The following is a 13,407-nucleotide window of genomic DNA, read 5'->3' on the forward strand; positions in this document are numbered from 1 at the left end:
TCAGGCCGCCAGGCGCCAGCGCGGGCGCCAGGGGTTGGGCTGGCCGAGCCGGCGCAGGATGCGTGCCTCCGCCCGCTCCATCGCCGCCGCCTCGCCGGCGCTGAGATGGTCGTGGCCCAGCAGGTGCAGCGTGCCGTGCACCACGAGATGCGCGAAATGCGCCGCGAGCGCCCGCCCCTCGGCCGCCGCCTCGCGCCGCAGCACGCCGAGCGAGACGGCAAGGTCACCCAGCGTCAGCGCGCCATAGGGCGCGGGGAAGGAGAGCACGTTGGTCGCCTTCTCCTTGCCGCGGAAGCCGGCGTTGAGGCGGCGGATGTCGGCGTCGTCGGTCAGCAGCAGCGTGACGTGGCCGGTCGCGCCCTGGTCGGCCAGCGCGGCGGCGACGCAGCGGCGCGCCAGCGCCTCCACACGCGGCAGGGCGGCGCGCCAGCCCGGCGCGCCGAACACCACCTCCACCACGGGCCCGGCGGCGACGATCCCGCCACCGGGCGCACTACTTCCCGGACCCATCGCTCTCCTTCCCGGCCGGGCGGCGCGCCCGGGCCGATTCCGCCTGCCCATAGGCCGCGACGATGCGCCCGACCAGCGGGTGGCGCACCACGTCGCGCTCGTCGAAGCGGGTGAAGCCGATGCCCTGCACCCCGCGCAGCACCGACATGGCCTCCACCAGCCCCGATGTCACCCCCGCCGGCAGGTCCACCTGCGAGGGATCGCCGGTGATGGCCATGCGCGTGCCCTCGCCCATGCGGGTGAGGAACATCTTCATCTGCGCGGGGGTGGTGTTCTGCGCCTCGTCCAGGATGGCGAAACAATGTGCGAGGGTGCGCCCGCGCATGAAGGCGAGCGGGGCGATCTCGATCTCGCCGGCGGCGATGCGCCGCGCCACCTGCTCGGCCGGCAGCATGTCGTGCAGCGCGTCGTAGAGGGGGCGGAGGTAGGGGTCGACCTTCTCCTTCATGTCGCCGGGCAGGAAGCCCAGCCGCTCGCCCGCCTCCACGGCGGGGCGAGAGAGCACGATGCGGTCCACCCGCTGCGCGAGCAGCAGCGCGACACCCTGCGCCACGGCCAGATAGGTCTTGCCCGTGCCGGCGGGGCCGATGCCGAACACCATCTCGTGCCGCGCCAGCGCCTCCATGTAGGCGGCCTGGGCGGGGGTGCGGGGCGCGATGGCCCCGCGGCGGGTGCGGATCTGCGGGATGTCCTGCAGCGGCAGGCGCGGGTCGGCCTCGGCCTCGCCCTCGGCCATGCGGATGGCGGCCTCCACCTCCGCGCCGCTGATCGCGCCGCCGCGCTCGAGGTTCCGCCAGAGGCCGCGCAGCACCTGCTCGGCCATCTCGGTGCGGGCCGCGGCCCCCGAGATGGTCAGCCGGTTGCCCCGGCAGGCCAGCCGCACGCCCAATCGCCCCTCGATCCGCGCCAGATGCTTGTCGTGCTCGCCGCAGAGCAGCGGCAGCAGCGCGTTGTCCTCGAACTGCAGCGTCACGCTGCGGGATTCGGAGGAGGGCGGCCCGGAGGGGCCGGCGGCGCGGGCGCGGAGCGCGAGGGCGGTGCTCAAGCGGCGTGTTTCTCCTGGTCGGGCGGGTGGATGAGCTCTCCGGCGAGAGAGTTGGGGTGGGCGGCCGTGATCCGCACCCGGCGCACCGCGCCGATCAGCCCTGTGGGGCCGGTGGCGTGGACGGGCTGGAGCCAGGGGCTGCGCCCGGCGAGCTGGCCCGGGTGGCGGCCGGGGCCGGTGAACAGCACCTCCACCTCCTGCCCGGCCTTGGAGGCGTTGAAGGCGGCCTGCTGCGCGCGCAGCAGCGCCTGGATCTCGGCGAGGCGGCGGTCCTTCACCGCTTCCTCCACCTGGCCGGGGGCGGCGGCGGCGGGGGTGCCCGGGCGGGCGGAATACTTGAAGCTGAAGGCCTGGGCGAAGCCCACGCGCTCGATCAGCCGCAGCGTGGCCTGGTGGTCGGCCTCGGTCTCGCCGGGGTGGCCGGCGATGATGTCGGTGGAGAGGGCGATGTCGGGCCGCGCCTGCCGCAGCGCGTCCACGAGGCGCAGGTAGTCCTCGGCCTTGTGGCCGCGGTTCATCGCGGCCAGCACCCGGTCGCTGCCCGACTGCACGGGCAGGTGCAGGAAGGGCATGACGGCCGGGATGTCGCGGTGCGCGGCGATGAGCGCGGCGTCCATGTCGCGCGGGTGGGAGGTGGTGTAGCGCAGCCGCGCGAGGCCCGGGATCTCGGCCAGCGCCGCGAGCAGCCGCGCGAGGTTCCAGGCGCGGCCCTCCGGCCCCTCGCCGTGCCAGGCGTTCACGTTCTGGCCGAGCAGCGTGACCTCGCGCGCCCCGCCCGCGACGAGGCGCCGCGCCTCGGCCAGCACCGCCGCTGCCGGGCGCGAGTATTCCGCCCCGCGCGTGTAGGGCACCACGCAGAAGGCGCAGAACTTGTCGCACCCCTCCTGGATGGTGAGGAAGGCCGTGACCCCCTGCGGCGCGCTCGCCTCGGGCAGGTGGTCGAACTTGTCCTCGGGGGGGAACTCCGTCTCGATCACGGCGCCGGCGGCGCGGGAGACGCGCGCCAGAAGCTCGGGCAGGCGGTGGTAGCTCTGGGGCCCCAGCACCAGGTCCACATAAGGGGCGCGGGCGGTGATCTCGGCGCCCTCGGCCTGGGCGACGCAGCCGGCCACCGCCAGGATCATCCGCCCGCCCTCGGCGCGCCGCGCCTCCTTCAGCGCGCGCAGCCGGCCGAGCTCGGAGAACAGCTTCTCCGTGGCTTTCTCGCGGATATGGCAGGTGTTGAGGATGACCATGTCCGCCCCCTCGGGCGAGGAGACGGGGGCGTAGCCGAGCGGCGCCAGCACATCGGCCATGCGATGGCTGTCATAGACGTTCATCTGGCAGCCCCAGCTCTGCACGAACAGGCGCTTCTTCGCGCCCGCCCCGCGGGGGGCCTGCATGGTCTCGGTCATGGGGAACCCTCACCGGCCGCCGGAAGGGCAGGCCAGGAGCGGCAGATGCGGAACCCGCGCCGCGCGGTCAAGAAGCGCGGCCCCGTTCCGGCATGGGGCGCTGACGCATCATCATTGCGCGGCACGCTTCCAGAACGGCCCCGCGCCGGTCAAGGGAAAGCGTGTGAATCCTCTCGGTCAGCGGTCCGGCGCGGCCGCGGCCCGGATCGGAGACGGCGGAAGCAGAGGGTGAGGTTGTTCGCCGGCATCTCCACCACCGCTTCCAGCGCGAAGGCGGGGGCGGCGGCCTCGGCCACCGCCTCCAGCGCGCGCACCCCCCAGGCGGGGTTGCGGGCGCGCAGATCGGCGTCGAAGGCGAGGTTGGAGGGGGCCGTCTCCACCCCCGCGCGGAAGAAGGGGCCGTAGAGCAGCAGCGGCGCGCCCGGCGGCAGGGCCGCGGCGGATTTCCCGATCAGCCCCAGGCAGGCGGCCCAGGGGGCGATGTGGATCATGTTCACGCAGAGCACCGCCTCGGCCCGCGGGAAGGGCGCCGCCTCCGTGGCGTCGAGGTCGAGCGGCGGCAGCAGGTTGGGCGGGCCAGCATGCGCCCGCCAGGCGGCGATGCTCGCCCGCGCCCCCGGATCGGGGTCGGAGGGCTGCACGGTCAGGTCCGGGAAGCGCTGGGCGAGGTGCAGCGCGTGCTCGCCGCTGCCCGAGGCGATCTCGAGCAGCAGCCCCCGCGCGGGGAGGAAGGGGCGCAGCGCGGCGGCCAGGGCCTCGCGGTTGCGGGCGGCGGCGGGCGCGTGGCGGCGCGCGTCCGTGCTCACCGCGCCGGCACGCCCTTGCTCGTCGAATACTCGAAGTGCAGCGCCTCGCCCGGGAAGACGCGCGGATGGATGGCGTGCGCGGCCATCGCCGCCTCGGAGAAGCCCTGCAGGATGAGCTTGAGCTTGCCCGGATAGGTCGCGATGTCGCCGATGGCGTGCACGCCCTCGATGTTCGTCGCGCAGGTGGCGGGGTCCACCGCCACATGGCTGCGCTCCAGCCCGAGCCCCCATTCGGCGATGGGGCCGAGCTCCATGGAGAGGCCGAAGAAGGCCAGCAGGTGATCGGCCTCCACCCGGCGCGTCTCGCCCTTCAGCGTGGCGAGGACCACGGCGGAGAGGCGCGCCCCGTCGCCCTCCAGCGCATGGAGCTGGTAGGGGATGGCGAGCTCGACCTCCCCCCGCTCGGCGGCGGCCTTGAGCTGGGCGGCGCTCTCGGGGGCGGCGCGGAACTTGTCGCGCCGGTGCACGACGACGACCCTGGCCGCCACCTCCTTGAGCGAGAGCGCCCAGTCCACCGCCGAATCCCCGCCGCCGGCGATCACCACGCGCTTGCCGCGGAACTCCTCGCGCTTCGTCACCAGGTAGCGCACCGCGCCCGAGGCCTCGTAGCCCGAGAGCCCCTCGAGCGGCGGGCGGTTCGGGCCGAAGGCGCCCGCCCCGGCGGCGAGGATGACGGCGCGGGCGCGGATGACGGCGCCGGCGCTGGTGGCAAGGCGCAGCCGCCCATCCTCCTCCCGCGCCAGGGCCTCCACGCGCTGGCCGAGGAGGTAGCGCGGCCCGAAGGGCGCGGCCTGGGCCTCCAGCGCGCGGATCAGCGCCGCCCCCTCGATGCGCGGATGGGCGGGAATGTCGAAGATGGGCTTCTCGGGATAGAGGGCGGCGCATTGGCCGCCGATCTCCTCCAGCGTGTCCACCACCACGCAGCGCATCTTCAGCATGCCGCATTCGAAGACGGCGAAGAGGCCGCAGGGCCCCGCGCCGATGATGGCCACGTCGGTCTCGATGGTCTCGCTCATGGCGCTGCCCTTGCCGCGCTTCGCGCGCCCCGTCCAGAGCGGCGCGCAAGCGCCGTCACGCCGGCGCGATGGACGGGGGGCGGGCCGGCGGCTAGCTCTCGCCGCCATGCCGGCCTTCCTTCTGGCGCGCCCGGGGCTCTGCGCCCTGCTGCTCGGCGCGGCCACCACCCTCGCGCTGCCGCCGCTGCACCTGCTGCCGGTGCTGCTGCTGAGCTTTCCCGCCTTCCTCGCCCTGATCGGGCGCGCCGAGGGCTGGCGGCAGGCGGCCTGGTGGGGGGTGTGCTTCGGCTTCGGCCATCACCTGACGGGGCTCTACTGGGTCACCCACTCGCTGTTCACCGACATCGGGCGCTGGTTCTGGCTGGTGCCGCTGGCCGCGCCCGGGATCGCCCTGCCGCTCGCGCTGTTCGGCGCGCTGCCGGCGCTGGCGGCCCGGGCGGCGCGGCCGGGCTGGCCGCGGGTGCTGGCCTTCGCGGGCGCCTGGGTGGGGGCGGAGCTGCTGCGCGGGGTGCTGTTCACGGGCTTCCCCTGGAACCTGCTCGGCACCGCCTGGGCCTTCGACGCGCTGCCGCTGCAGCCGGCGGCGCTGGTCGGCGCGCATGGGCTCTCGCTGATGACGGCGCTGCTCGCCTGCCTGCCGGCGCTGGGCTGGCGGCGGGCGGCCCCGCTCCTGGCCGGGGCGCTGGCGCTGTGGATGGCCGCGAGCGCCTGGCGGCTGCGCGAGCCGGGGCCGGAGGATCTCTCCCTGCGGCTGGTGCTGGTGCAGGGCAACATCGCCCAGGAGGCGAAATGGGAGGAGGCGCAGCGCCTGCCCATCTTTCTGCGCTACCTCCAGTTGACCCGCGCGGGCGCGACGGCGGCGGCGGCGGCCCATCCCGGCCAGCCCATCATCGCCATCTGGCCCGAGACGGCGAGCCCCTTCCTGCTGACCGAGGACCGCGAGGCCCAGCGCCTCGCCGCCGAGGCGCTGCCGCCGAACGGGCTGCTGCTGGCCGGCACGGTGCGCGCCGCCTGGGACGAGGCGGGCCGGCTGCGCGAGGTCTGGAACAGCCTCGCCAGCCTGGATTCGGCGGGGATTCCAGGGCCCGTCTATGACAAGGCGCATCTGGTGCCCTTCGGCGAATACATGCCGCTGGGGGGGCTGCTGCCGATTCGCATGGTGACGGGCGGGCGGGATTTCTCCGCCGGGCCGGGGCGGGTGACGCTGCGCCTCGGCGCCCTGCCGCCGGTGAGCCCGCTGATCTGCTACGAGGCGATCTTCCCCGGGCGGGTGGTGGGCGAGGAGCGGCCGGCCTGGCTGCTCAACGTGACCAATGACGCCTGGTTCGGCCATTCCGCCGGGCCCTATCAGCACCTGGCCGCCGCACGGCTGCGCGCGGTGGAGGAAGGGCTGCCCATGGTGCGCGCGGCGCAGACCGGGATTTCAGCCGTGTTCGGCCCGCGCGGTGAGCTGCGCGGGAGGCTGGCGCTCGGCGAGACGGGGACGCTGGAGGCCGCCCTGCCCGGGGCGCTGGCGCCCACCCCCTTCGCGCGCATGGGGGTGTGGGGGCCCGCGGGGCTGGCGCTGGCGCTGCTGGCCCTGGGCTGGGGCGCCGGATTGCAACCTATGCGTTCAAATCGCCCCAACGAAGATTCTTTTTATTGAGACAGACTTAACTTATTGACGCTTCGTTGACGGCGCGCTAGGCTCAGGGCATCGGAACAGATGCCGGCAAAACCGCCGCGCCCGGTATTCGCTTGCTTGTGTGCGCAGCCGTCCTCCAGGACGGCGCCGAACGCAAGGGGAGGTCCGGGTCCAGGGCAAAGCGGAGTGGGACAGGTGGACATCACGATGAAGCAGCCGATGGCCGGTGCGGAAGGCGAGGAGCGCGCGGAGCGGGAGCATCGGCCGAGCCCGATCGACGTGCATGTGGGCTCGCGCGTGCGGCTGCGACGCACCCTGCTCGGCATGAGCCAGGAGAAGCTGGGCGAGGCGCTCGGCCTCACCTTCCAGCAGATCCAGAAATACGAGCGCGGCGTGAACCGCATCGGCGCCTCGCGTCTGTTCGACCTCTCGCGCGTGCTGGACGTGCCGATCAGCTTCTTCTTCGACGACATGCCGGGCCAGCCGGCCGCCAGCCAGGGCTTCGCCCGCCGCGCCGCCGGCTTCGCCGAGGCCCAGGAGGGCTTCGAGGACGACACGCTGCACCGCCGCGAGACGCTGGAGCTGGTGCGCGCCTACTACCGCATCCAGGATCCGGCCGTGCGCCGGCGCGTCTTCGACCTCATCAAGGCGATGACGCCCGCCGACTGATCCGGCCGGCGGTCACGGCCGCCGTATCATACCAGCGGCCGCTCATCTCGACTCCTGAAGAGTCGGTGCGGCCGCTGGTATGGCCTTGCTTTGGCGCGCAGCCGCCACACCAACCCTGCGCGCGGATACGGTTGGCATGTCATGCCGCCCGTATCACTCCGCCGGGGCGGCGCGCGGCCCGGCCCTCTCCCACAGCGCGGGATCGAGCTCCTCCGGCCGGTTCGGGAACCAGATGGCGCAGGCCAGCGTCACGCTTGCCACGCCGGCCAGCACCAGCATGGCCAGCGCGAGATTCCCCGTGGCCCCGTGCAGGAAGCCCACCAGCGGCGAGGCCAGCGCCGCCCCCAGGAAGCCCACGGTGAAGCGCACGGAATAGAGCTTGGCGCGCAGCTCCGGCGCCACGTAGCGCGCCGTCATCGTCTCGTTCACCGTCACCTGGCCGAAGATGGCCGCCGCCATCAGCCCCGCCAGCGGCAGCACCATCCAGCCATCGAGGAAGGACAGCGCGAGCAGCCCCGGCACCAGCACCACCGCGAGCGGCATGAACACGCGCTTCAGCGTCATGCGGTCGATCATCTGGCCCACTGTGTACTGCGCCACGCCCCCGCAGATGGTGGCGAGGAAGGCGAGCATGCCCACTACCGGCAGCAGCTCGGGCGAGGAGGCGAGGCGCTCCTCCATCAGCTTCGGGATCAGCAGCGTGTAGGCGTTGAACACGAGGCCCGAGACGGTGGCGATCAGCAGCAGCGAGACCACCGCCTGGCGCACGATCGGCTTCGGGATCGCGGGGAAGGGGCGCGTCTGCACGCCCGCCTTGCGCGCGTCGAAGGCGGGCTCGCGCAGATAGGCGAGGCCGATGGCCATGCACAGCACGCCCGGGATGACGAAGGCCCAGCGCCAGCCGAGCTGCGCGGCGAGGAAGGCCGTCACGATGGGCGCCAGCGCCACGCCGAGATTGCCGAACACGCCGTTGATGCCCATCGCGCGGCCCACGCGGTCGCCCCCGGCCTCGGCGATGATCGCGGTGCCGATGGGGTGGTAGATGGCCGAGAAGGCGCCCATCACCGCCAGCGCCGCCGCCAGCCCCCAGGGGCCATGGGTGAAGCCCGCCGCCGCCATGGCGGCCCCGCCGCCGAGGAAGAAGGCCGCCATCATCGCCTTGCGCCCGAAGCGCGCGGCGAGCCAGCCCATCGGCAGCGCGCCGAGGCCGTAGATGACGAACATCGCCGTGCCCAGCGCCAGCACCGGGCCGAAGGCGGTGCCGAAGGCCGCCGCATCCTGCTGGACGATGGCGAGGCTCGCGGTGGCCAGGATCAGCAGGCTGTAGTGGGTGAAGCTGTGCGCGGCGTTGATGAAGCAGATCTGCCGGGTGGCGGGGCTCATGGCGATGTCCCGAAATGAAGCCCGCGAAGGCTACACGACATCGCCGCCACGCCGCAGCGGGCGCCGAGAGGGACGGGCCGCGGCAGCGGCCGCGCCGCACTCGCCCGGGTCATGCAGGGCCATGACGGCGGTGCGGCGCACGGCACCCCTCAGGCCCCTTCGCAGCCCTTGGCGCGCAGCGCCTCGGGCACCCAGCCGCGCGGCCAGGCGCCGGCCTGGATGTCGGCCTCGGCCTTGATCTCCTTGGCCTGGTGCTGCTCGGCGGCGGCGATCACGGCCTCCGCCTCCTCGCGCGGGACCACCACCACCCCGTCCTCGTCGCAGCAGATCAGGTCGCCGGGCATCACCACCTGGCCGCCGCAGGCGATGGGCGTGCCGATCTCGCCCGGCCCCTCCTTCCAGGGCCCCGCCGGGGTGTGGCCGCGCGCCCAGACGCCGAGCTGCATCCTCGCCAGCGAGGCCACGTCGCGCACCGCGCCGTCCAGCACCACGCCCGCGACGCCGCGCTTCGCCGCGTGGCCGAGCATCAGATCCCCCATCAGGGCCACGGTGAGGTCGCCATTGCCGTCGCAGACGATGATGTCTCCCGGCTCGGCCATGTCCACGGCGCGGTGCAGCATCAGGTTGTCGCCCGAGCGCGCCTTCACGGTGAAGGCCGGGCCGCAGACGCGCTTGACGCCGCCATAGGGGTGGAAGGTGCCGCTCAGCGCCTGCATGCGGTTCATCACGTCGCCGATGTTGGCCACGGGGATCTTGGCGGCGCGGGCGATGATGGCGGGCGCGACGCGCGCCGCGACGGGGCGCACGCGAAAGCCGATGGTCATGGTGTTCCTCCGGATCGGATGGCCGCATGGCACCATGGGCGGGGCGCGGCGTGAAGGGTGCTATCAGCCAGTCGGATTGCGTCTGCCCTGTGGCGGGGGCCGGAAGTCGCACGGCCGGCGCGGCTGGGTGCGGCCGATGGCGACGAGCGGTGCGATCTTCCGCGCCTGGAGGGCGGCGACGGCCTCTGCGGAGGCGAAGCCGCTGTCGGCGAGGACGGTCTTCGCCAGGCCGATGCCCGCCTCCATGCCAAGGATGGTGGCTGCGACGCTCGGCGCATCGGAGGGGCAGGCGGTCACCTTGGTGGCGAGGATCAGTTGCGAGCCCTCGGCGCAGACCACGGCCTGGGCGTTGTAGGCCTGGCGGTATTCGTGGGCATCGGAGCGGCGCATCAGCGCGCTGTCGGGATCGGTGAGATGGGACTGGCGCCTCGGCGGCGGGTCGTCCTCGGGCGGCTTGGGCGGGCGGCCGCGGCGGCCGCTCTTCGCCTCGTCGGCGGCGAGCTTGGCGCGCAGTTCCGTGGCGCGGTGGTGGCGCACGGATCGGATCTTGGAGGCGTTGGCGTCGAGCTTGGCGCCGTCGATCACCACCGTGCCGAGCCGTAGCAGGCCGCTCGCGCGCGCCATCAGCAGCACCTGCAGGAAGGCCGCCTCGAAGGCAGCACGGCTGGCCCGGCGGAAGGTGGCGATGGTGTCGTGGTCAGGATGCAGCTTCGCCGCCGCGTCGCGCATGCCTAGGTCGCGATGCGTCGCGCGCTCGATGCGGCACGAGGAGAAGATGCCGTTGGCGCAAGCGTAGAGCAGCAAGCCCAGCAGCAGCCGCGGATGATACTGCGCCTTGCCGCCGGGAACCGGACGCAGGGCAAAGGCGCCGAGCGGCGCCCGCTCCACCGCCGCCAGCACAAAATGCGCCACATCATCCGGCGGAAGCCAGTCCTTCGCATCCGGCGGCAGCAGGAACGCCTGGTCGCGGCTGAACGGTATGAACCGCGTCATGCACGCCAGATTCGCCGATTTCAGGCCAGACGGGAAACCGACAGGCTGCTAGAGCGGCACGCCGGGCGCGTTCTTCGCGGTGCGGATGGTCTGCAGCGTCTGCACCCGCAGCACCGTCGCCGCCCCGGTCAGCCGGCTGGTCAACTCGTTCTCGTGCGCCGTGTCGCGCGCCACGAGGCGCAGCAGGAAATCCCCGCCGCCGCGGATCATGTGGCATTCGCGCACCTCAGGCCAAGCGGTCACCTCCGCCTCGAAGGCGTCCAGCACCGCCTGTTTCTGGCTCTCCAGCCCGACGATCGCGAAGAAGGTCACGTCGAAATCGAGCGCGGCCGGGTCGAGCTCGGCGTGATAGCCGCGGATCACCCCGGCCTCCTCCAGCCGCCGCACCCGGCGCAGGCAGGGGGGCGCGGAGAGGCCGACGCGCTGCGCCAGCTCGACATTGGTGATGCGGCCATCGGCCTGCAGCTCGGCCAGGATCCGCAGATCCATCGCATCGAGCTCCGGCTTGCGGGGATGAGTTGTTTCCTTGCCCATGGGCGCCATGGCGCGCAATATCCTTGCGGAAACGCCTCCTGTCCAGCGCCCTGCTTGTGACGCGCGGCGGAATGGGCAGATATGCGCCCAGCACGGATCAGCCATCGGAGTCGCCGGTGCCCGCCACCCATACCCAGCGCCTGCTCATCATCGGGGCGGGCCCCGCCGGCTATACGGCCGCCATCTATGCCGCGCGCGCGGGGCTCGCGCCCGTGGTCGTCGCCGGCATGCAGCCGGGCGGGCAGCTCACCATCACCACCGATGTCGAGAACTACCCGGGCTTCGCCGAGGCGGTGCAGGGCCCCTGGCTGATGGAGCAGATGCGCGCCCAGGCCGAGCATGTGGGCGCGCGCATCGCCTATGACCTCGTGACCAAGGTGGACCTCTCCCGCCGCCCCTTCCGCGCGGAATGCGACAGCGGCGACATCTATCTGGCCGAGGCCCTGATCATCGCCACCGGCGCCCAGGCGCGCTGGCTCGGCGTGCCCGGCGAGAAGGAGCTTTCGGGCTTCGGCGTCTCGGCCTGCGCCACCTGCGACGGATTCTTCTTCCGCGGCAAGGATGTGGCGGTGATCGGCGGCGGCAACTCGGCGGTGGAGGAGGCGCTCTACCTCTCCAACCTCGCGCGGCATGTCACGCTGGTGCATCGCCGCGACTCGCTGCGCGCCGAACGGATTCTCCAGCAGCGCCTCTTCGCCCGGCCGAACGTGACGATCCTGTGGAACCAGGTCACGGAGGCGATGCTGGGCACGGAGGGGCCGCGCCCCGTCGCCCGCGCCCTGCTGCTGCGCGACGCGACGACGGGCGCGCGGCGGGAACTGCCGGTGGAGGGCGTCTTCGTCGCCATCGGGCACGATCCGGCCACCGCGCTGTTCAAGGGGCAGCTCGCCATGGACGAGGCGGGCTATCTCCTCGTCACGCCCGGGGGCACGCGCACCAATGTCGAGGGCGTCTTCGCCGCGGGCGATGTGGCCGACAAGGTCTATCGCCAGGCCGTCACCGCCGCGGGCACCGGCTGCATGGCCGCGCTCGACGCCGAGAAATACCTCGCCGCGCAGGACGCGGCCGCGAAGGAAGCCGCATGATGCCGCTGGATTGGGACAAGCTCCGGGTCTTTCACGCCGTCGCCGAAGCCGGCTCCTTCACCCATGCGGGGGAGACGCTGGCCCTCTCGCAATCCGCCGTCTCGCGGCAGATCCAGGCGCTGGAGGAGGCGCTCTCGGTGCCGCTCTTCCACCGCCACGCGCGCGGGCTGATCCTGACCGAGGCGGGCGAGACGCTGAACCGCACGGTGCGCGAGGTGTTCGCCAAGCTCGCCATGACCGAGGCGCTGCTGACCGAGGGGCGGGAGCGGCCGGCGGGGCGGCTCAAGATCACCACCACCACGGGCTTCGGCAGCACCTGGCTCGCGCCGCGGCTGCACCGCTTCCTGGAGATGTATCCCGAGATCAATGTCTCGGTGATCCTGGACGATGCGGATCTCGACCTTGCGATGCGCGAGGCGGATGTGGCCATCCGCATGCACGCCCCCCGGCAGCCGGACCTGATCCAGCGCCATGTCGCGAGCTTCGGCTGGAAGGTGGTGGGCAGCCCCGACTATCTGAAGCGCCACGGCATCCCGCAGCGCGCCGAGGATCTGGACGCGCACCGGCTGATCGTCTGGGGAGACTACCGCCCGCCCGTGGAGGACATCAACTGGCTGGCCGAGATCGGCCGCAAGCCGGGCCAGGCGCGGCGGGGCGCGGTGGAGATCAACAGCCTGACGGGCATGCTGAAGGCGGTGCAGTCCGGCCTCGGCCTTGCCGCCCTGCCGGACTACATCGGCCCCGAGCTCGAGGGGCTGCTGACCGTGCTGCCCGAGCTGAAGGCGCCCAAGATCAACGCCTATTTCGTCTATCCGGAGGAGATGCGCGCCTCCAAGCGCGTCTCGGTCTTCCGCGACTTCCTGGTGGCGGAGCTGGCGAATCCGGGTGCTTGACGAAGCCTGAAGCGCGCCCCGCTTCCAGCGCATGACTGGGCAGAAGAATGGGCAAATGCGCATGGCGAGGAAATGAGTAAGCTTGGCTGACCGGTGCGAGAGCGCCGGCAGGGTCTTCGGATCCTTCGTCTCCCAGACGTGAAGCCTCCCTGTATGACTTGCCCGCCGGCCTGAGGGGTCGGCGGGCGTTCTTTTGCAGGTTTATAATCCAAACAAAGGTTCAGGCCGCACCTATTCCGTCGGCGTAGGGGGTGCCTAGGCTCAGGACCCATTAATCGCTTGGCGCGACGCGGCGCTGTATGATTCTGAGCATGGCGGAGGTTCCGCCATGCCGAGCGCAAAGCCGCCTTTCCTCCTCTCGCCCGCGCAGATGCGCCGCCTCTCGCCGCATTTTCCGCTTTCCCATGGCATTCCGCGCGTGGATGACCGCCGCGTGCTGAGCGGCATCATCTACGTCATCCGCCACGGCCTGCGCTGGCGTGATGCGCCTGCGGCCTACGGACCCTACAAGACCCTCTACAACCGCTTCGTCCGCTGGAGCCGTATGGGCATCTTCGACAGCATCTTCGCTGCCCTCGCAGCAGAAGGCGGTCCACCCGAGCGGCTGATGATCGACAGCACGCACCTCAAG

General features: G+C 72.5%; 13 protein-coding genes and 1 pseudogene. 5 read left to right on the forward strand and 9 right to left on the reverse strand.

All coding sequences use genetic code 11. The annotated features are described in order from the left end of the window. From ybeY to H596_RS0113520, 5 genes are all read right to left on the reverse strand, one after another. Complete coding sequence (ybeY, locus tag H596_RS0113500) at positions 1-510, reverse strand: rRNA maturation RNase YbeY (protein ID WP_051212996.1); 510 nt, start codon at positions 508-510, stop codon at positions 1-3. Beyond that, positions 494-1,555, reverse strand: coding sequence for a PhoH family protein (locus H596_RS21550; protein ID WP_084602789.1), 1,062 nt, complete (start codon positions 1,553-1,555; stop codon positions 494-496). The genes ybeY and H596_RS21550 overlap by 17 nt, the downstream gene beginning before the upstream one ends. Then, on the reverse strand, positions 1,552-2,949 hold the full coding sequence (gene miaB / locus H596_RS0113510; protein WP_027285345.1) for a tRNA (N6-isopentenyl adenosine(37)-C2)-methylthiotransferase MiaB: 1,398 nt from the start codon (positions 2,947-2,949) through the stop codon (positions 1,552-1,554). Before miaB ends, H596_RS21550 begins: the two co-directional genes overlap by 4 nt. 149 nt (positions 2,950-3,098) lie before the next feature. Further along, positions 3,099-3,755, reverse strand: coding sequence for a DUF938 domain-containing protein (locus H596_RS21555; RefSeq protein ID WP_051212998.1), 657 nt, complete (start codon positions 3,753-3,755; stop codon positions 3,099-3,101). Next, positions 3,752-4,771, reverse strand: coding sequence for an NAD(P)/FAD-dependent oxidoreductase (locus tag H596_RS0113520; RefSeq protein WP_027285346.1), 1,020 nt, complete (start codon positions 4,769-4,771; stop codon positions 3,752-3,754). The genes H596_RS21555 and H596_RS0113520 overlap by 4 nt, the downstream gene beginning before the upstream one ends. A gap of 106 nt (positions 4,772-4,877) precedes the next feature. On the opposite strand from H596_RS0113520, the gene lnt reads away from it, so the two are divergent. Together lnt and H596_RS0113530 are read left to right on the forward strand one after the other, a co-directional pair. Next, entirely contained in the window at positions 4,878-6,416 is a 1,539-nt protein-coding gene (lnt, locus tag H596_RS21560; protein WP_051213000.1) for an apolipoprotein N-acyltransferase, read from the forward strand. Positions 6,417-6,614: 198 nt separating this feature from the next. Beyond that, positions 6,615-7,064 (forward strand): helix-turn-helix domain-containing protein, encoded by a 450-nt coding sequence (locus tag H596_RS0113530; RefSeq protein ID WP_027285347.1) that lies wholly within the window; start codon positions 6,615-6,617, stop codon positions 7,062-7,064. A gap of 153 nt (positions 7,065-7,217) precedes the next feature. Here the strand turns inward: H596_RS0113530 and H596_RS0113535 are convergent, their stop codons facing one another. From H596_RS0113535 to H596_RS0113550, 4 genes and pseudogenes are all read right to left on the reverse strand, one after another. Continuing rightward, positions 7,218-8,447, reverse strand: a complete 1,230-nt coding sequence (locus H596_RS0113535; protein WP_027285348.1) for an MFS transporter — start codon at positions 8,445-8,447, stop codon at positions 7,218-7,220. A gap of 149 nt (positions 8,448-8,596) precedes the next feature. Further along, positions 8,597-9,271 carry an RraA family protein gene (locus tag H596_RS0113540; RefSeq protein ID WP_027285349.1) on the reverse strand — a complete coding sequence of 225 codons (675 nt, stop codon included), beginning with the start codon at positions 9,269-9,271 and terminating at the stop codon, positions 8,597-8,599. A gap of 81 nt (positions 9,272-9,352) precedes the next feature. Next, a pseudogene (locus tag H596_RS21565) lies at positions 9,353-10,264 on the reverse strand (transposase); the annotation flags it as partial. Positions 10,265-10,312: 48 nt separating this feature from the next. Continuing rightward, positions 10,313-10,753, reverse strand: a complete 441-nt coding sequence (locus H596_RS0113550; RefSeq protein ID WP_333673510.1) for an Lrp/AsnC family transcriptional regulator — start codon at positions 10,751-10,753, stop codon at positions 10,313-10,315. Between the two features lie 116 nt (positions 10,754-10,869). On the opposite strand from H596_RS0113550, the gene trxB reads away from it, so the two are divergent. The 3 genes from trxB to H596_RS0113565 all read left to right on the forward strand — a co-directional run. Further along, positions 10,870-11,883 (forward strand): thioredoxin-disulfide reductase, encoded by a 1,014-nt coding sequence (gene trxB / locus H596_RS0113555; RefSeq protein WP_051213004.1) that lies wholly within the window; start codon positions 10,870-10,872, stop codon positions 11,881-11,883. Next, on the forward strand, positions 11,883-12,776 hold the full coding sequence (locus tag H596_RS0113560; RefSeq protein ID WP_211225281.1) for a LysR family transcriptional regulator: 894 nt from the start codon (positions 11,883-11,885) through the stop codon (positions 12,774-12,776). The genes trxB and H596_RS0113560 overlap by 1 nt, the downstream gene beginning before the upstream one ends. 328 nt (positions 12,777-13,104) lie before the next feature. Further along, a partial coding sequence (locus tag H596_RS0113565) for an IS5 family transposase (RefSeq protein ID WP_027285353.1) occupies positions 13,105-13,407 on the forward strand: 303 nt, incomplete at its 3' end.

It is taken from the genome of Rubritepida flocculans DSM 14296 (assembly GCF_000425365.1).
GTDB classification, from domain to species: Bacteria; Pseudomonadota; Alphaproteobacteria; order Acetobacterales; family Acetobacteraceae; genus Roseococcus; species Roseococcus flocculans.